General features: G+C 47.1%; 16 protein-coding genes. 9 read left to right on the forward strand and 7 right to left on the reverse strand.

Going from position 1 to position 19,077, the window contains the following annotated elements:
* Positions 1-118 precede the first annotated feature (118 nt).
* Positions 119-1,234 carry a TRAP transporter substrate-binding protein gene (locus G517_RS0102630; protein ID WP_028303109.1) on the forward strand — a complete coding sequence of 372 codons (1,116 nt, stop codon included), beginning with the start codon at positions 119-121 and terminating at the stop codon, positions 1,232-1,234.
* A gap of 122 nt (positions 1,235-1,356) precedes the next feature.
* On the opposite strand, the gene G517_RS0102635 is transcribed toward G517_RS0102630, so the two are convergent.
* Positions 1,357-1,770, reverse strand: a complete 414-nt coding sequence (locus tag G517_RS0102635) for an acyl-CoA thioesterase (protein ID WP_028303110.1) — start codon at positions 1,768-1,770, stop codon at positions 1,357-1,359.
* Between the two features lie 345 nt (positions 1,771-2,115).
* Here G517_RS0102635 and G517_RS0102640 point away from each other — a divergent pair, with 345 nt between their 5' ends.
* The 7 genes from G517_RS0102640 (at position 2,116) to G517_RS19910 (ending at position 11,028) form a co-directional block, all read left to right on the forward strand.
* Positions 2,116-3,099: a PstS family phosphate ABC transporter substrate-binding protein gene (locus G517_RS0102640; protein ID WP_028303111.1), complete on the forward strand. Its 984-nt coding sequence runs from the start codon at positions 2,116-2,118 to the stop codon at positions 3,097-3,099.
* A gap of 145 nt (positions 3,100-3,244) precedes the next feature.
* The gene (locus tag G517_RS0102645) at positions 3,245-5,533 is read left to right on the forward strand and encodes an ABC transporter permease subunit (RefSeq protein ID WP_028303112.1); all 2,289 of its coding nucleotides are present in this window, start codon (positions 3,245-3,247) and stop codon (positions 5,531-5,533) included.
* 27 nt (positions 5,534-5,560) lie between these two features.
* Entirely contained in the window at positions 5,561-7,234 is a 1,674-nt protein-coding gene (gene pstA, locus G517_RS0102650; RefSeq protein ID WP_028303113.1) for a phosphate ABC transporter permease PstA, read from the forward strand.
* Between the two features lie 190 nt (positions 7,235-7,424).
* Positions 7,425-8,294, forward strand: coding sequence for a phosphate ABC transporter ATP-binding protein PstB (gene pstB / locus G517_RS0102655; protein ID WP_051205947.1), 870 nt, complete (start codon positions 7,425-7,427; stop codon positions 8,292-8,294).
* 73 nt (positions 8,295-8,367) lie between these two features.
* On the forward strand, positions 8,368-9,093 hold the full coding sequence (phoU, locus tag G517_RS0102660; protein ID WP_028303115.1) for a phosphate signaling complex protein PhoU: 726 nt from the start codon (positions 8,368-8,370) through the stop codon (positions 9,091-9,093).
* A 321-nt stretch (positions 9,094-9,414) separates the two neighbouring features.
* Positions 9,415-10,152: a sulfate transporter CysZ gene (cysZ, locus tag G517_RS0102665; protein WP_051205914.1), complete on the forward strand. Its 738-nt coding sequence runs from the start codon at positions 9,415-9,417 to the stop codon at positions 10,150-10,152.
* Positions 10,153-10,188: 36 nt separating this feature from the next.
* Positions 10,189-11,028: a response regulator gene (locus G517_RS19910; RefSeq protein WP_028303117.1), complete on the forward strand. Its 840-nt coding sequence runs from the start codon at positions 10,189-10,191 to the stop codon at positions 11,026-11,028.
* Here the strand turns inward: G517_RS19910 and phoR are convergent.
* The 4 genes from phoR to G517_RS17500 all read right to left on the reverse strand — a co-directional run bounded on the left by phoR (position 10,999) and on the right by G517_RS17500 (position 14,818).
* On the reverse strand, positions 10,999-12,378 hold the full coding sequence (gene phoR / locus G517_RS17495; protein WP_245543176.1) for a phosphate regulon sensor histidine kinase PhoR: 1,380 nt from the start codon (positions 12,376-12,378) through the stop codon (positions 10,999-11,001). The genes G517_RS19910 and phoR overlap by 30 nt on opposite strands.
* A 118-nt stretch (positions 12,379-12,496) precedes the next feature.
* Entirely contained in the window at positions 12,497-13,186 is a 690-nt protein-coding gene (phoB, locus tag G517_RS0102680; RefSeq protein ID WP_028303118.1) for a phosphate regulon transcriptional regulator PhoB, read from the reverse strand.
* Between the two features lie 100 nt (positions 13,187-13,286).
* Complete coding sequence (gene ubiA, locus G517_RS0102685; protein ID WP_028303119.1) at positions 13,287-14,171, reverse strand: 4-hydroxybenzoate octaprenyltransferase; 885 nt, start codon at positions 14,169-14,171, stop codon at positions 13,287-13,289.
* 5 nt (positions 14,172-14,176) lie between these two features.
* Entirely contained in the window at positions 14,177-14,818 is a 642-nt protein-coding gene (locus G517_RS17500) for a chorismate--pyruvate lyase family protein (protein WP_157833136.1), read from the reverse strand.
* Positions 14,819-14,958: 140 nt separating this feature from the next.
* On the opposite strand from G517_RS17500, the gene G517_RS0102695 reads away from it, so the two are divergent.
* Entirely contained in the window at positions 14,959-15,234 is a 276-nt protein-coding gene (locus G517_RS0102695) for an HU family DNA-binding protein (RefSeq protein WP_028303120.1), read from the forward strand.
* Between the two features lie 92 nt (positions 15,235-15,326).
* On the opposite strand, the gene G517_RS0102700 is transcribed toward G517_RS0102695, so the two are convergent.
* Positions 15,327-16,724: an HDOD domain-containing protein gene (locus G517_RS0102700; protein WP_036590126.1), complete on the reverse strand. Its 1,398-nt coding sequence runs from the start codon at positions 16,722-16,724 to the stop codon at positions 15,327-15,329.
* Between the two features lie 110 nt (positions 16,725-16,834).
* Positions 16,835-18,952, reverse strand: coding sequence for an ATP-dependent DNA helicase RecG (gene recG, locus G517_RS0102705; protein ID WP_028303122.1), 2,118 nt, complete (start codon positions 18,950-18,952; stop codon positions 16,835-16,837).
* Positions 18,953-19,077: the final 125 nt, after the last annotated feature.

Raw genomic sequence — 19,077 nt, forward strand, 5'->3', positions numbered from 1 at the left:
CTTGCTTTAATCTCTTCGCCATTTTCTTTAATAGTGTATCCCAACGAGAAATCTGATAATTTTAGTCGGGATACACGAGAAAATGAAAATAAGAATATAAAAACAGGAGCTAATAAACATGAAGCGTCGTGAGTTTGTTACCGCACTAGGTGTGGGCGCAGCAGGTGCTGTACTGGCAGGTTGTTCCGGTACTGAATCGGGCAGTGAAGAGAAAAAAGCTAGCATAAAGCAAGAAACAATTAAGTGGAAGATGGTTACAACTTGGCCAAAAAACTTCCCAGGCTTGGGTACGGCTGCTAACAGCCTTGCAGAAAAAATCACTAAAATGAGCGGTGGCCGCCTAGAAATTAAAGTCTATGGTGCCGGTGAATTAGTACCTGCCTTTGGCGTATTTGATGCGGTATCTGAAGGTACTGCTCAAATGGGGCATGGAGCTTCTTATTACTGGAAAGGTAAAGCGCCTGCGGCTCAGTTCTTTGCCGCGGTTCCTTTTGGTTTGAATGCTCAGGAGATCGCCAGCTGGATCTATTACGGCGGCGGTCTTGAGTTATGGAAAGAAGTTTATGAACCTTTCAACCTGATACCAACGGCGGTGGGTAACACCGGTGTACAGATGGCGGGTTGGTTCAATAAAGAGATTAACTCGGTGGAAGACCTGAAAGGTCTGAAAATGCGTATTCCGGGTCTAGGCGGTGAAGTTATCAACCGCGCCGGCGGTACGGCAGTAAGTCTGCCAGGTTCTGAACTGTTTACCTCACTACAAACTGGTGCGATTGATGCGACAGAGTGGGTTGGCCCGTATAACGATAAAGCGTTTGGACTTTATAAAGCGGCCAAATATTACTACTACCCAGGCTGGCATGAGCCGGGCACTGTGCTTGAAGGCATGCTGAATAAGCAAGCTTTTGAAGCATTGCCTCAGGATCTGCAAGATATCGTGATGGTGGCAACCCGTGCCGCTAACCAAGATATGATGGATGAAGTCACGTACCGCAACGCGATCGCACTAAAAGAGCTGGTTGAAGAGCATGGTACAGAGCTGCGTGAACTGCCGGCTGATGTGTATCAGACACTGCGTACTATTTCAGAAGAAGTTGTTTATGAAGAAGCGCAGAAGGATGATTTAAGTAAGCGCATCTATGAATCGTTCATCAAATTCCGCGACTTGTCAGAAGAGTATCAGAAAATTTCTGAATACGCTTATCTGCATGGCCGTATGATGACCAGCAAATAATACGTTTATTCTTTTCGGCGGCTTGACCGTCGGAAAAAGAAAAGTAAGAGGCCGGATTTTTTTCCGGTCTCTTTTTATCTTCTTTATTTCCTTTATCTTTTTATATATATATTTTACTTTGACTAAGACTCCGGCACAGCCCGAATTCGTCCGTTGGCATCAATGGCTACCATGACAAATTTCGCATAAGATACTTTAAACATTTCCAGCTCGTCACTCTCAAAAGGCGGCTGAATCCAAGCTTCAGCACGGACACTGATCGAACTGTGGCCAACCTCTTTGACACGGGTATAAATTTCTACCGTTGAACCGATGCGAACCGGGCAAAGAAAATCCATCTCACTAATAGCAACAGTAGCGGTGCGGCCTTTAGCCAGTTTACCGGCACTGATCTCTGCGGCCAGATCCATTTGGGAAACCAGCCAGCCACCGGCAATATCGCCATAGATATTGGTATCTTGCGGCGTTGCAACGATCTTTAGTGTCAGCTCACCCATAGGTGAAGGAATATCCTCAATATTATCCACGTTGCTCATTAGCTTTTCTTATTTGTTTGAGTGTTTTTTAGGTACGCCAGTTGCGGGCGACGTTCTCGTTATTAAGTCATTCACGGTTAGGCGCAGACTATCACTAAAAGTCAGAACTATCACTAATCCCCATGACTGGTGAGCCAGAAATAGGTCGTTATTAACGTTAAATCGTTTTTAACGTTAAAAAAGTGTACCGGCTTAAATAGGGCGTTCATATAACTGTCATAAACCCGCCCTATAGTACATTTCATAGTAAGAACAGAAGGCAGCCCATGGTAAAGCCCCATGGTAAAAATAGCCGACTAAACCTCTTTAGCAAATAGAAAACGGACGTAATGTTCAGGAGATAACATGAAAATGAAGAAGATGATTGCAGCGATATCCTTCGTGGCTGCAAGTGCTGTTACAGCAACCGTAGCTAACGCTGCAGCGGAACTGGATTCAAACTTGCCAGTGTATCAAAAGGCAAGTGGTGTATCTGGTAACCTGTCTTCCGTAGGTTCTGATACCCTGGCAAACCTGATGACGCTATGGGCTGAAGAGTACAAGCGCGCTTACCCTAACGTAAATATCCAGATTCAAGCGGCAGGTTCTTCTACTGCGCCACCAGCTCTGACCGAAGGTACTGCAAACCTAGGCCCTATGAGCCGTAAGATGAAAGATAAAGAGCTGGAAGCCTTTGAAAACAAACATGGCTACAAGCCCGTTCCTGTTCCTGTAGCGATTGATGCCTTGGCCGTTTTTGTACATAAAGATAACCCAATTAAAGGCATGAGCATTGATCAAGTGGATGCTGTGTTCTCTTCTACCCGTAAGTGTGGTGCGGCTAATGACGCTTCTACTTGGGGTGATCTGGGTCTGACGGGTAACTGGGACAACCGTAGCGTTCAGCTATTCGGTCGTAACTCTGTATCCGGTACTTACGGTTACTTTAAGGGTAAAGCCCTGTGTAAAGGTGACTTTAAGAACAGCGTGAACGAGCAACCAGGTTCTGCCTCTGTTGTACAGTCGGTAAGTACCTCTATTAATGCGATTGGTTACTCTGGTATCGGCTATAAAACATCCAGCGTACGGGCTATTCCTTTGGCTAAGAAAGCCGGTCAGCCGTTCGTTGAGGCCTCGCCTGAGAATGCTGTAGCAGGTAAGTATCCTCTGTCTCGCTTCCTGTACGTTTACATCAACAAGAAGCCAAACCAGCCGCTACAGCCGCTAGAGCGTGAATTCATCAAGATGGTGATGTCTCAGCAAGGACAGGAAGTTGTTGTGAAAGACGGTTATATTCCGTTACCTGCTGCTGTCGTAGAGAAAACTCTGAAAGCTCTGGACATTAAGTAATCCGGGTTGGACGGGCGTGAACAGGGATGTTCAATAAGAACATGTTGAAAAAAGGGTGGGCGCTAAGCTTGCCCTTTTTTTTCTATACCTCTGATCGTCTGTCTGGTGTCATACAAATGTCATATAAGTGCAGTATTTTCCCGCTATGAAAGAAAATAGCCAAAACGCCCCTGTAATCGATTTTGATACTCCGGCATTACGTATGCACCGGAAAATCAGATCGTATAAAGACAAAGCTGCCGAGGTTGGTGTCGGTATTGGTGGAGTCAGTGTGATTATCGCAATCTTACTGATCTTCCTATATCTGATGTATGAGGTTGTGCCTCTATTCAAATCGGCAAGCATTGAACCCGTAGCAGAGTATCAGGTACCCGCGACGTCTGTGCGCCCTGATGATGCTAAAACCCTCTACCTAGCCACAGAAGAGCAGGGAGAAGTTGCTATTCGTTTGACGAACGTCGGCGAAGTAGTTTTCTTCCGCACTCTAGATGGACAGGTTATTGACCGCGTGCAACTTGATCTGCCTGCGGGCGTTGACGTGACGTCAGTGCAACCGGAAGGCCCCGCATCTACTTTGATGGTTCTGGGGTTGACGGATGGCAGCGTGATGATTATCCGAGATCGCTACCGTATCACTTACCCTAACGATGAACGCCTGATTACTCCGCGTATCGAATACCCTTATGGTCAGGAACCTATTGTTATCAGTGAAACAGGTCAGCCGGTGATTAAAGCCGCGATCAGTGATACTGAAGAAAACATGTTGATCTCTGCGGTAACGGCGGATAAAAAAGCGCATTTGGTGCATTACGTTAAAGAAGAATCTCTGTTTGGTGATGAGGTTAATCTCGAGCGTCATGATATCGTACTGCCAGTTGTAGAGAGCAACCTGCACACGATCTTAATTTCACCGGATCAGAATTGGGCTTATCTCGTTAGTGAGAAAGGCACGATTGATGTTTTGGATCTGCGTGACCTTGATAACCTTAAGTTAAATGCCCGTCTAAAAGTAACAGAGAAAAATAGCCCTATTGGTGATGTTAGCTTCCAGTTAGGGGGAATCTCGGTTCTTGTCGGCGACGAACAAGGCGCTCTATCCCAGTGGTTCTTGGTGCGTGATGAGCAAAATGAGTGGGCGCTGAAAAAAATCCGCAGTTTTGAGCATGATGTAACACCCGTTGCTCTGATCTTGCCTGAGCATCGCCGTAAAGGCTTTTTGATGCTGGATGATAAAGGCGAGCTGAGCATTTACAGTACCACCGCACACCGCACCATGTTAAGAGAGAAAGTTCTCGATCATCAGCCTGAAATTGGTGCGATTAGCCCCCGTGCCGATCTGTTGATTTTGCAACGGCAAGACGGCGTAATCCAAACGTTTAGCGTACATAACGAGCACCCTGAAGTGTCTTGGAATGTTCTGTGGGACAAAGTTTGGTACGAAAGCTATGAAGAGCCTGAATACACTTGGCAGTCTTCGGCGTCGAGTAATGACTTTGAGCCAAAATTTAGCTTGATGCCTCTGGCCTTCGGTACACTTAAAGCCGCTTTTTACGCCATGATCGTGGCGACGCCTTTAGCGATTTGTGGCGCGGTTTTTACCGCCTACTTTATGGCTCCAGCGATGCGCCGCAAAGTGAAGCCGATTATCGAGTTGATGGAAGCACTGCCAACGGTGATTCTGGGCTTCTTAGCGGGCTTGTTCCTTGCGCCTTTTATCGAAGTTAATTTGCCGGGTATTTTTGCTCTGTTGATATTGCTGCCATTGGGCATGGTTGGTTTTGGTTTTGCTTGGGCACAGATGCCAGACAAAGTACGCCATGCGATACCGGATGGATGGCAGGCAGCACTGCTTATCCCTGTGGTACTGCTGGTAAGCTGGTTCTCATTTGGTATGAGTGCGACCTTTGAAATCGCCTTCTTTGATGGTGATATGCGTACTTGGTTGAGCAATGATCTGGGTATTCCATTCGATCAGCGTAACGCTTTGGTTGTGGGTTTAGCGATGGGCTTTGCCGTGATTCCGACCATCTTCTCTATTACGGAAGATGCGATCTTCGCGGTACCTAAGCACTTGAGTTATGGCTCGCTGGCGCTGGGTGCGACCCCGTGGCAGACCTTAACGCGAGTGGTTCTACCAACGGCCAGTCCGGGGATCTTCTCTGCGGTTATGATCGGTATGGGTCGAGCGGTAGGTGAAACCATGATTGTATTGATGGCCACCGGCAACACCCCAATTATGGATGCCAATATTTTTGAAGGTATGCGGACATTGGCGGCCAATATTGCCGTGGAAGTACCTGAATCAGAAGTCGGCAGTTCTCACTATCGAATCTTGTTCCTCGCAGCCTTCGTACTCTTTATGTTTACCTTTGTGGTGAACACGATAGCAGAGGTGGTTCGTCAGCGTCTGCGTAAGAAATACGGCGCTCTGTAAGCAACCCAAGAGAGAAAGGAAAAAGTTATGCGTGAATCTTTTGGTAGCTGGACCCGTAGTGGATCTCCCTGGGTTTGGTTGAATGCCGGTGCGGTAGCCATCAGCGTGGTTATGGTGATTGGCCTGTTAGCGTTGATCGCCTCCCGTGGCTTAGGCCACTTTTGGCCAGCGGCTGTTCTAGAGACGGAAGTTCGTACCCCTGATCAGGTTTACCATCTTGTGGGTGAGAAGGTGGAAACCGTTTCTGTACCGACAGAGCAAATACGCTCTGCCGGTATTCAGATCCAAAGCGAAAAAGAAACTGTTGAGCGTTTTTTGATCAAGACCGGCAACCGTGATGTTTACGGTTCCGACTTCCGTTGGGTTCTGGAAGAGTTTGTTCAAGACGTGACCTACCCAGAAAACTTGATCGCTGTAGAGCGTCGTGAGTGGGGTAACTTATACGGTTACTTGCTGGCGCTGAAAGAAAAAGGTGAAACGGTTGCCGTTCAAGCGGCTGGGGAAAATAGCATCTGGCCAGAGTTTGAGAAGCGTATTGAACGCGCCCTAGCCATTCATGAAGAGATCTATCAGATCGAAAAGCATGATATTGGACGTATCAACTATGCTATTGAACGCCTGCGTCTTAAGCAGCGTGGTTTTGAGCTAAAAGGTGAAGATAGCCCGCAGAATATTGCTGAACTTGATGCTGAGCGCGCTGTACTTAACGCCGAATATGAAGTATTGCAAAGACAGTTAGCAGAACTTTATATCGCTGCGAACCGGGATAGCTTTGTTACTCAAGCAATGAATGGGCAAACGGTCGAAGTTTCACTAAGTAAAGTCGTTCGTGCTTATCAGCCCAACCAAATGGGCGTGATGGCAAAAATGGGCTTTTATGGTTCAAAGCTCTGGGAATTTCTAACGGATGAGCCCCGGGAGGCCAATACTGAAGGTGGTATTTTCCCTGCGATTTTCGGCACGGTGATGATGGTTATCCTGATGTCGATTTTGGTCACACCTTTTGGTGTTGTCGCAGCGGTTTACCTGCGTGAATATGCCAAACAGGGCTTTATTACTCGGATGATCCGTATCGCGGTGAACAATTTGGCTGGTGTACCGTCCATTGTTTACGGTGTATTTGGCTTGGGTTTCTTCGTTTACTTCTTAGGGGGGCATGTTGATGAACTCTTCTTCCCAGAAGCATTGCCAGCGCCAACCTTTGGTACGCCAGGCTTAATGTGGGCCTCGCTAACTCTGGCGCTTTTGACCGTACCTGTGGTGATTGTGGCGACAGAGGAAGGCTTAGCTCGAATTCCGCGTACGGTACGTGAAGGCTCTTTGGCACTAGGTGCCACTAAAGCAGAAACCCTATGGCGTGTGGTTCTGCCGATGGCCAGCCCTGCCATGATGACCGGTGTGATTCTAGCGGTAGCCCGTGCAGCGGGTGAGGTAGCCCCTCTGATGCTGGTGGGTGTGGTGAAATTAGCCCCAAGCTTGCCATTAGATGGTAACTATCCGTTTATCCATCTAGATCAGAAGTTTATGCACCTTGGTTTCCATATCTATGATGTGGGCTTCCAAAGTCCGAATGTTGAAGCGGCGCGTCCTCTGGTTTACGCCACGGCCCTGCTGCTAGTGATTGTGATCGCACTGCTTAACTTAAGTGCTATTTCGATCCGTAACCATCTACGTGAGAAATACAAATCACTTGAGATGTAGGCCTTAACGGCTGCGGTTGTCTTCTATGGTCGCCGCAGTCGTGCTCTTGTTATTGAGATAACGAATTTAAGAGAGTATTCCCATGGAAGCTCAAGCTGAAAAAAAAGCGACAGAAGCATTGGCTGTAGCCGATGAACAGACACCAGCGAATAACGCGACAGGTTCTTCTATGACAGACACAAGTTCTTCTATGACAGATAAAAATAGTGCAACGGATGCTAAACATTCTAGTGATTCAAAAAGCCACGGTATTGATATTAGTGCCATGAATCGCGGTGAAGGCAACACCCTAACGATAGAGCAGGAAACCACCTGTCTAGACGTGCGTAATATGGATCTATTCTATGGCACCAAACAGGCTTTGTTTGATGTGAATATGATCATTCCTAAGCAACGTGTTACCGCTTTTATTGGCCCGTCGGGTTGTGGTAAATCAACGCTTTTACGCAGTTTGAACCGTATGAATGATCTGGTTGATGGTTGCCGTATTACCGGTGAAATCAATATGGAAGGCCAGAATATTTACGATAAAAATGTTGATGTGGCTGAGTTGCGTCGTCGTGTTGGTATGGTGTTTCAGAAGCCGAATCCTTTCCCTAAATCAATCTATGAGAATGTGGCTTACGGCCTGCGTATTCAAGGGATCAACAAGAAGCGTGTTCTTGATGAAGCGGTAGAGTGGGCCTTGCGCTCAGCGGCTTTATGGGACGAAGTGAAAGATCGTCTGCATGAAAGTGCACTGGGTATGTCCGGTGGTCAGCAACAGCGTCTGGTTATCGCCCGTACGATTGCGGTAAAACCTGAAGTTCTGTTATTGGATGAGCCTGCGTCAGCGCTAGACCCTATCTCAACCCTTAAGATCGAAGAGCTGATCTACGAGCTAAAAGATAAGTTCACCATCGCCATCGTAACCCACAATATGCAACAGGCCGCCCGTGTTTCTGATTACACTGCCTTTATGTATATGGGGAATCTGATTGAGTTTGGTAACACCGATATGCTGTTTACCAATCCTAAGGAAAAGAAAACCGAAGACTATATCACTGGCCGTTATGGCTAAGTCGGCTGTTATGGCTAATGACGGTACCAATATTTTGGATCTTAAGGTTTTAACGCATATTTAAGGTAGTACCATGGAAATCACAACAGAAACCCATAGTCATCATATTTCTCAGCAGTTTAATAACGAGCTGGAAGACTTGAAAACCCACCTGCTTGCCATGGGTGGCTTGGTTGAGAAGCAGGTTCAGGATGCGATCTATGCCTTAACCGAAGGCGACAGCGCCGTTGCGGAAGAAGTGCGGGCCAATGATCGTAATATCAATGATATGCAGATTAATATTGATGAAGAATGTACCCGCATTCTGGCGCGCCGCCAGCCTGCGGCAAGTGATCTTCGTTTGGTCATGGCGGTGACACGCACCACCTCTGACCTTGAGCGTATTGGTGATGAGGCGTCTAAGATTGCCCGTCATGCTATTCAGCTGGCAGAAGAGGGTGAGTCACCGAGGGGTTATATTGAAACCCGGCATATCGGTAATCATGTTCGTAATATGGTGAAAGATGCCCTAACGTCCTTCGCACGTTTTGATACGGATTTGGCGCTAAAAGTCGCCCAAGAAGATAAAGCCGTGGATTTGGAATACCGTTCTGCCATGCGGGCATTAGTAACCTTTATGATGGAAGATCCACGCTCTATCAGCCGTGTGCTTAATGTGATCTGGGTTTTGCGCTCTTTGGAGCGTATTGGCGACCATGCCGACAATATCGCAGAATATGTGATCTATCTTGTTAAAGGCATGGATGTTCGTCACTCCTCCCCTGAGACCATTGAAAAACGATTAAATGATAATCCATAGTCTGTGGCTATTCGATTACTTGAAATAGGGAGCCTCGGCTCCCTTTTTTTATGGTGTTTTCATCGCTATTAGCCGTTTTTATCATCATTTATTGTGCTATTGCAGGAACTTTATCGTTAAAGTTGGGTAAAGTGAGCAACGGCTAGCAATATTGCAGCAAGTTTTTAAGCGTTCAGTGAAAAGTGTTTAATATTCCAGTAGGTAGAAAAGCGCAGTAATATGCCGTCGTTAAAGGGTTTTTTCTTAATTGTTTTAATCTCCTTAACGCCCTAAATAGACGCATAAATAAACGCATAAATAAACGCATAAATTGAGAGTGGCATGACACAGATTTTTTCAGGGCCTGCGGCATTTGCCGCTGGTTTTCGTTTGATCATCTTGCCGGGTATGAAACGCTTTGTCTTCGTACCTCTGGTTAGCAACGTTGTTATTTTGACTGGGTTTATCTGGTTGACCATCAACCTGATTAGCGGCTGGCTTGATGGATTTATTGGCAGCCTACCAGACTGGCTTAGTTTCCTAAGTTGGCTAATATGGCCGTTAGCGTTAATCAGCATGCTGGGTTTTGTTCTATACGGTTTTAATGCAACGGCTTCGCTAATTGCAGCTCCGTTTAACGGCCTGTTAGCTGAAAAAGTTGAATCACATCTTCGTGGTGGTCAAGTAAGTTTTCCCGATGAAACCATCAGTGAAATGGCGCTACGTTCGTTGCAGCGAGAGCTACAAAAGCAGTGGTTTTTCCTGAAGCGTGTTTTGCTATTATTGCTGATTAGCTTTATTCCAGTAGTTAACTTGATCAGTCCATTTTTATGGTTTTTATTTTCAATTTGGATGCTCTCTTTGCAGTATCTGGATTACCCCATGGACAACCATCAAATAGGTTTCCATGACATGCAGAAACGACTTAAAAGCAACTGGTGGCACACGGTAAGTTTTGGGTTAACCCATTATTTATTAATGTTTGTCCCCTTCATTAACCTTATCTTGATGCCTGTGGCCGTTGCTGGTGCGACCTGGCTTTGGGTCGATCAAGTGTCAACATCTGCCGATGACACTTGAGTGCCCATCAGGCGTGAAGGGTAACAGAGAAGTATTATGAAACCAGCCCGAATACTTGTTGTAGATGATGCTAAGTTTACCCGTGATCTAATGGTAAAAGCGGTTAAAATTGAGTTCCCTCAGTTTGAGGTTGAAACGGCTCAAGATGGCCGTAAGGCGCAAAAACTGTTAGAGATTTCCCGCTTTGATCTGGTGCTTTGTGATTGGGAAATGCCTGAAATGTCGGGTATTGAACTACTCACTTGGCTGCGGGAGCAAAGCGAAAGCCGCAATAAAGATGTTTCCTTTATTATGGTGACCAGCCTTGGAGATAAGGAGTACGTGGTTGAAGCGGCTCAGCATGGCGTAACGGACTACATCACGAAGCCCTTCAATAATGATCAGTTAGTCAGCAAAGTAACGAAGCAAATGGTTAAACAAGGCATTATTAGCCGAGGCGAGCTGGCTAGCATTGTTAGTCGCCGAACCCATGTTATGGGTGGCGGAACAACCGCTAATGTTTTGACCAGTAAGCAGGGAATGAGTGGTTCAGCGCCCTCAAGTCAAGCCCCTCGTCGTGTACGCGGTAAAGCCATGCTGCTATTTGGTGAGCATAAGCTGCCCGTGACGATCCGTGAGCTAAATACTCAAGAAGTGATTGCGGTGATACCCCGTGATCAAGCATTGCCTGAGATGTTTGAAGAGCTATCGGTTGGGTTTATCGCTGGTCAGGTCGAGAAGCAGATGCGCTTAACCACTAGAGGTTGTGTCACTCTGCTACAGGCCCAGGAAAAGCGCGTCACCGCAGAAAACGTTTATGTGGGGATACGCTTTGTTGATATGGACGAGAAGTCCAGCCAGTTACTATCAAAAATCATCGCGCGGCTGAGTAGTTAAATCTGATAGTTCGGGACTCTGAGCAAAAAGATGCTCATTGTGCCGGCTTTTATCTCCTGGCCAGATAAGACGTGCATCGGGAAAAATACAGGTAAAGCAGGTGCCTTTTCCTACGTCACTTTTGATCTCTAGTTTAGCATCGTGACGCAGTAATACGTGCTTCACAATCGCTAGGCCAAGGCCGGTGCCACCGGTTTCTGCGGAACGCCCTTTATCAACCCGGTAGAAGCGCTCTGTCAGGCGTGGCAAGTGGCGAGCACTAATCCCTTCCCCATTGTCTTCTACGATTAGGGTTGCCCCCTGAGGCTGCTCTAGCCAGCGCATATTAATGTGAGAACGAGGCGGCGTGTATTTCACAGCATTAAAAACGAGATTTGAGATGGCGCTGCGCAGCTCGTTTTCAGAGCCGATAATTTGAGCGGGTGTTTGTTGATCAATATGAATCTGGTGATCTTTTTCTCCACTAAGCAGCAAGGCATCTTGTCGGATACTTTCTAGCATCAATTGAATATCAATATGCTGCTGTTGGCCTTCTATATCGGTGGTTTCAAGCCGGGATAAGAGCAAAAGATCATTAATAATATTTTGCATTCTGCGTGATTGCTGCTGCATCTGTTGGGTGGCGCGGCCCCAGCGTGGCGGTAGTTGGTCGCTATAGTCGCCGAAGGTTTCTAAATAGCCATTGATGACGGTTAGCGGTGTGCGCAACTCATGGGATACGTTCGCAACAAAGTCTTTTCGCATCTGCTCAAGGCGGTACAGGCGGGTAACATTTCGCACCAGCATCAGGCGTTCATTGCGGCCAAAAATAGTGACTTGGTACTCCAAAACTACATTGTCGTCCACGGGTGAATGCAGTACGAGAGGGTCTTGATAGTCCTGACGATCATAGTAAGTAATAAAGCGCGGATCACGCAGTAGGTTGGTTAGCGCCTGACCTTTATCTGATGGTGAGCGGAATCCTAATAGGCCTTCAGCCGCACGGTTCCACCACTCAAGGCAGCCGTGTTGATCGATCATCACTACCGCATCTTTTAGGGCACCGCTGGAGCGTTGCACCTTATGGATAATCTCGGTGAGATGCTGTTGCTGGCTTTGGTAACGTTTTTGGTGGCGGTACATTTTATCAAAAAGATAGCCCCAGATACCCCAGCTCTCAGGTGGTGCGGCATTGGCATTTTTTTCGAGCCAGTTATCCAGTCGCTGTAAAAAGAGTAACGCGAATAAAATATACACTCCCATTACGGTCACAAGCGCCCAAGCCATTGAGCCGGAGATCCAACCAATAACGGCAGCAAAAAGGGCGATGTAAAGCATCCGGGTGAGTTCTGCTTGCCAGATAGGAGTCACAAGCGATTACCTTACTTAAAATGATCAAGTGATAAGTGGTTAAACGGCCCGATCCGAGCAAGCGAATCAGGCCGTTTGAGTCTAGGGATTAGGTGAGCGTTAAGGCCGAGCCTTAATTTTAAACCTTAATCGAGAAACGGTAGCCTGTTCCTCGGACCGTTTGAATCAGTTGCTCATGCTTCTCACCTAAGGCTTTACGCAAGCGGCGAATATGAACGTCTACGGTACGCTCTTCAACATAAACGTTACCACCCCAGACTTGATCCAATAGCTGATTGCGAGTGTAAGCCCGCTCTTGATGCGTCATAAAGAACTGCAGCAAGCGAAACTCCGTAGGGCCGATCTCCAAGGGATCACCGTTAGAGGTTACTCTATGGCTTGCAGGATCAAGCATAAGGCCGCCTACATCGACAGGATCTTCAATCCCCTTAGGTGTTGTCCGGCGTAGCACGGCTTTGAGTCGTGCTACCAGTTCACGGGGCGAGAAAGGTTTGGTGATATAGTCATCCGCACCGGCTTCTAAGCCCTGTACCTTGTTGTCTTCTTCACCCTTTGCGGTGAGCATAATCACAGGGGTTTCCGCGGTGACTGGATCACGCTTTAGGCGGCGAGCAAGCTCGACTCCACTGGTTCCTGGCATCATCCAGTCAAGCAGGATAAGGTCGGGGCGTTTGTCGATTACCAAGGCATGGGCTTGCTGGGCATTTTCAGCCTCTAGGCAGGTGTAGTCTGCCATCTCAAGCGCAACAGCGATCATCTCCCTGATCGGAGCTTCGTCATCCACAATCAGGACGGTTTTTCCTGTCATTTCCGTGTTCCCGTCTAAGTCGGTTATGTCATCAATAATGCCTTTATTACAGCGATTAAATATGACAATAAGATGACATGATGACGTTTATGTTAATTCGCTAGCGTACGGCATAGTCTGCAATAATACCTATTAGGATCAATAAGCCTACCCAGTGGTTGTTTAAAAATGCTTTAAAACAGCCTTCGCGCTGGCGGTTAAGGGTCAGTTTTCCTTGATAAATAAACAACCCTATTGCCCCAGCAAGGCCGAGATAAAAGAAGCTTCCCAAGCCTTTATCGTTCGCCACAATCAACAGGGCGATAACCGCCAATAGCTGCAATAGCGCGATAATATGGCGATCCAGATCACCGAATAAAATGGCTGTGGATTTTACCCCGATTTTTACATCATCATTACGATCGACCATGGCATATTGCGTATCGTAAGCCACAGTCCAGAGCAACTTAGCGGTAAAAAGTAGCCAAGCTTCAACCGGTACGGAATTGGTTTGTGCCGCGTAAGCCATCGGAATCGCCCACGAAAAAGCCGCCCCTAAAATGACTTGGGGTAGATGGGTATAGCGCTTCATAAAAGGGTACATAAAGGCCAGTAGTATTCCGCCTAGGGAGAGAATAATTGTCAGAGGGTTGGTCATTAATACCAAACCAAAGGAGATAAGCCCTAGGGTGATAAAAAGCCCAATAGCTTCTTTTGCCGTTACCTCTCCTGTGGCAAGGGGGCGCTCTTTGGTGCGCTCAACATGGCCGTCTATTTTTCGGTCTGCAAAATCATTAATTACGCAGCCCGCAGCCCGCATACTGTAAACCCCAAGAATAAAGATAGTTAACACATCCCAATCTGGTGCACCTTCCGCTGCAATCCAGAGCGCCCATAGGGTTGGCCACAGCAGCAAGTAGGTGCCAATAGGGCGGTCAATGCGCATCAGTTTAATATAGTGTGGAAACTGCTGACGAAGGTGCTGTGCAAAGGCAAGAGATGACATAGGGCTTATCCTTTGGGGGGCGTTAGCATAGTGTTAAGGGCAGGTGAGGCACTAGGGACGGTTTCGGTATTAGAGCTTAAGGGGAACAGTTGCTGATGTTGACGAAAGGGTTCCAGAAACAGCTCTGTTACCAGCAAAGGTGCTTGGCGAATCTCAAAGGTGGAGCGCCGACCCCAAATAAAAGGCGTAGAAAAATCAGGCGTATAGGGGGTTATTTCCATAGGGGTTCGTTTGGTTTGGGCATTCTTGAACAGCACGCTACCTAAGGAACGGTTGCCCAGCATCATTAAGTGGCGATTGCCTTGATGTAGCGTTGGCAAGGGAATAACGGTACGGGCAAAGACCCACGGCTGGTTTTCTCCGTGTAAAATCACTTGGCGAATCAAAGCGTATTGCTGGCTATCCATTGCAAGTAGGCGACATTCGTTTAATGCAGGGCGCATTAAGCATTGCTGCAACAGTTGGACGTGAAAACGCTGGCCGCTAACCTGCTTTAATCGGCGGGTTAATGACGTGCTATCGGTTAGCCAGTCCAGCCAAGTGCTATCGGGTTGAATATACCCCGGAGCGTAGGGGCGAACCCAGTTTAATACATCCCAGTCTAAGCGGGTTATCGCTTGAGGGGACTTCCGTTGATGCAGATCCAACACATGCCTCTTTGATCCATCTTCTTGATGGGCGGAGATTCTACCATAGTGGGGAAAAAACCTTTGCATCGGGCATAGTGGGCTGCTTAAATATCTGCGGTCACACACGGATTAATAGAAATAACAAAAGAGGATAACGCATGCGTAAGCCTGAACTGGCAGCAGCGATCGCAGAAAAAGCGGAGCTGTCGAAAGATAAAGCGAATGAAGTTTTGAATGCCATGTTAGACGAGATTACTGGTGCCGTATCTAAAGGTGACTCTGTTTCTTTGATCGGCTTTGGTACTTTTTCAGTACGCGAGCGCAGCGCTCGTAAAGGTAAAAACCCTCAAACGGGTGAGCCGATGGATATTCCAGCGAGTAAAACCGTTGGCTTTAAGGTGGGCAAAAAACTAAAAGATGCGGTTGATAATTAAGTTTTTTAGAGGTTAATCGCTTTTAGATCGTAAAAGTAAAACTCAAAAACCCATAGCACTAAAATTGGCGCTATGGGTTTTTTGGTTTTGGTTTACTTGCTGGCTTTTTCTAGCATTTCTGCCAGTTGGTTTAATTCATCATTAAACTTGTTAATACCCTCAATCGTACCTTCAATCGCTTCGAGTGATAGATGTAATCGGCTAAGTAGTGTTTCTGGTAATCTGCCTAAGTGTACGCTGCCGTCGCTCTGTACCAATTGGTTGACGATGTACAAGAGGTTGGTGTATTCATGGTGAGCGCCTTCATAGGAGGCATTGTGCAGATGGCGAACCGCACTACATACTTCATCGGGAAGCCCCCACGCTTGAAATAGGAAGCTGGCGATCTGCTCGCGGGTAATACCGAATAAAAAGCGCTCAATGTACATGGCCGGTACGTGAGGGTTGGCCTCTTGATAGCGACAGTACAGTGAAAAATACGGCGGAAAAACCTCGGCAATAACCAAGTAGCCAAAGTTATGCACCAAGCCAGATAAGTAGCTTAAGCCTGAAAAAGGACGATGAGCTGACGGGATTTGTTTAACCAATCGCTCCATCAGCATTGCTTTAACAACCGCTTCCCGCCAATAGTTACGGTAACCAAAAACGCCATCGCTTGGCATTTTGATATTTTTCCCAAGGGATAAGCCAAGAGATAGGTTCATGGTAAGGTCAAAACCTAACACACGAATAACCGCATCTTGAATCGAGCGGATTTGCCCTGGCAGGCCATAATAAGGCGAGTTTGCCCAACTAATAACTTGGGAGGCTAAGCTAGGGTCTGATTCTACAATGGATGCTAAATCATCCCCGTCAGCATTTTCATCCGCCCGCAGTAGCATAATTTTATGGGCACTAAGAGGCAGCGGTGGAATTTCAAGACTTTCAGCCAGACGAGTACGAATCCGGCGAGAAGTGATGGTCTCAATGGCTGCTTTGATCTCCATCTCATCCTGATCAACCGCAGTCATATTGGGGCGAATCGAGACAAGAGGGATACTAAACTGATCAAATTTTGCCTGATCAAAAGTATTGATCAGCTCTTTAAACTCGTCAGCGGTAAACTCAAATAACCAGCGAGGATCACCAGATTCGGTGAACACAGTATCGTTATCAAGGCAGCGACTATCAACAATCAGATCATAATCTAGAACATCAGGAATGGCGGGAACAGATTGTAGCTTCTTACGCTTTAAGAGTGCTAATTTGGCATCAGGCGTAATCGTTTTATAGTCTGGGTAAAGTTTCACATCCAGTAAACAGTGCGCCGGAAATGCAAAAATATGACGCACACCATTTGCATCTTCAAGTATTGATGAGCGAACGAGCTGCTTGGCCGTCGCCTGGTTGCGGGGAACCAAACGATCTTTAAGTAGCTGAGGGAAGCTATTCGGTGAGACACCTTGTGTAATATTTTCCCTTAAAATCTGTACAAATCCTTGAAAGGACATGATGTTCTCCGACTAGAAAGTCTAGTAATTATACCTACTATGCCTTAGCAGAGGATATAAGAACATGATTTAAAAAATGTATTTCAAGGGGGCTAAAGCAAGGCTTATTCTTAAACTTGAGCATATTGTTCCGCCCCTTCTAACCAGCGTTCCACCAAGGGTGTTAGGTGCTCAGGGTGGTGTTGGATCAGCTTATTGGCTGCGACATTAACCTCTTCTAACAGGTATTGATCACGTACCAAGTCTGCAATTTTCATCTGGGCCAAGCCAGTTTGCCGCGTACCAAGCACCTCACCGGGGCCACGCAGCTCCAAGTCTTTCTCTGCTATTTGGAAGCCATCCTGCGTATCACGCATAACGGCGATACGGGCTTTGCCATTGCGAGATAAAGGGGCGTGATAAAGCAGTACGCAGTAGCTTTTTTGATCGCCCCGGCCAACACGTCCTCGTAGTTGATGTAGCTGTGATAGGCCAAGGCGCTCAGGGTTTTCGATCACCATCAGCGTCGCATTAGGTACATCTACACCCACTTCAATTACCGTTGTTGCCACCAAGAGTTGAAGCTTATTCGCTTTAAATTGCGCCATAATGTCAGCTTTTTCTTGAGCTTTCATGCGCCCATGAATTAAGCCAATATTTAAACCCTGTAAGCGAGTTTTTAGATCGGCAAAAGTCGTCTCGGCGGCTTGGCATTGCAGGGCTTCGGAATCGTCAATAAGCGTACAAACCCAATAGGCCTGTTTACCTTGATGGCAGGCAGCAGATACCCGTTGAATAATCTCATCCCGACGGGTATCTGCTAGGGCGACAGTTTCAATGGGCGTTCGTCCTGGAGGCAACTCATCAATAACAGAAGTATCCAGATCCGCATAGGCACTCATCGCCAATGTTCGTGGAATAGGTGTCGCCGTCATAATTAATTGATGAGGGTAAAGATCCCCCTGCTGTCCTTTTTCCCTCAAGCTTAAACGTTGATGGACACCAAAGCGGTGTTGCTCATCAACCACAATAAGCCCTAGATTCTTAAAGATGACGGTTTCCTGGAATAAAGCGTGAGTACCCACGACCATCGGCGCACCGGCGGCGATTTGATCAAGCTGAGCTTGACGGGCTTTGCCTTTTAGTTTGCCAGCCATCCATGCCACATCAAGGCCTAAAGGAGTAAACCATTGGGTGAAATTATTAAAATGTTGCTCCGCAAGAATCTCCGTAGGAGCCATTACCGCAACCTGATAGCCCGCTTCAATGGCGTTGAGAGCTGCCATCGCCGCCACTAATGTTTTTCCCGCACCAACGTCACCCTGTACCAATCGCAGCATTGGGCTTGCCTGTTGAATATCTTGCTGAATCTCTCCGATCACACGGTTTTGTGCCCCAGTGAGGGAGAAAGGTAGCTGATCGAGCATCCGCTTGCTTAGATTGCCTGTGCCGTTAAATACAGGCGCTCGATGGTGCTTATGCTGCTGGCGCAGTTTTAATAGGCTGAGCTGCTGGGCGATCAGTTCTTCTATAATCAACCGATGCTGGCTTGGGTGCTTGTATTCTTGTAGTTCAAAAACGGGAGCATCCGGTGGCGGCTCGTGCAGTAAGAACAGGGACTCTTTGAGTGAGGGTAAATTAGGAAATAGAGACTTGGGCAGCCAATCGGCTACCTGGGCTTTTTTCAACTCAGCTAAGGCTAAATGGATCAGTTGCCGTAGTCGATTTTGGGTTAAGCCTTCAGTCAGTGGATAGATAGGGGTGAGGTGATCCTCTACCGCCACAGGTTGATCCTGAGCCACTAAACTGTATTCAGGGTGATAGAGTTCTAAACCGCTAGCCCCCGGCCTTGCTTCGCCATAGCAGCGTACCAGTGCGCCTTTTTGGAATTGTTTTTTTTGCGTCGTATTAAAATGAAAAAAGCGCAGTGTGATACTGCCCGTTCCATCCTGTAGGCGTACGATAAGCGTCTGTCTGCGGCCTTTTATCACTTCTGAAAGCGATACTTGCCCGACCACTACCGCTTCATCCCCCCGGCGAACGGCTCCGATAGGTGTTACCCGAGTGCGATCTTGATAACGTGACGGCAGATGAAATAATAGATCTTCAACCGTGCTGATATGTAGCTTCGTTAGCTTCTCAGCCAGTGCGGCACCAACCCCTTTTAAGGCTGTAACCGATTGTGATAGTTGCTCAGAACCAAGAGAACCTGCGCTTTTAGAATCAGTGTGTTGGCTAGTTGTTGGCATATCCTATCCATCTATCGGGCTATGGGGGGTATCAATATCAGATCGGTAGTTTATCGGCGCACTTTACTTGTATGATGGGTAACGATGTTACAACAAGGATGCGTGGTGTGCCGTAGGTTTGGCAC

It is taken from the genome of Oceanospirillum maris DSM 6286, from assembly GCF_000422865.1.
GTDB classification, from domain to species: domain Bacteria; phylum Pseudomonadota; class Gammaproteobacteria; order Pseudomonadales; family Halomonadaceae; genus Oceanospirillum; species Oceanospirillum maris.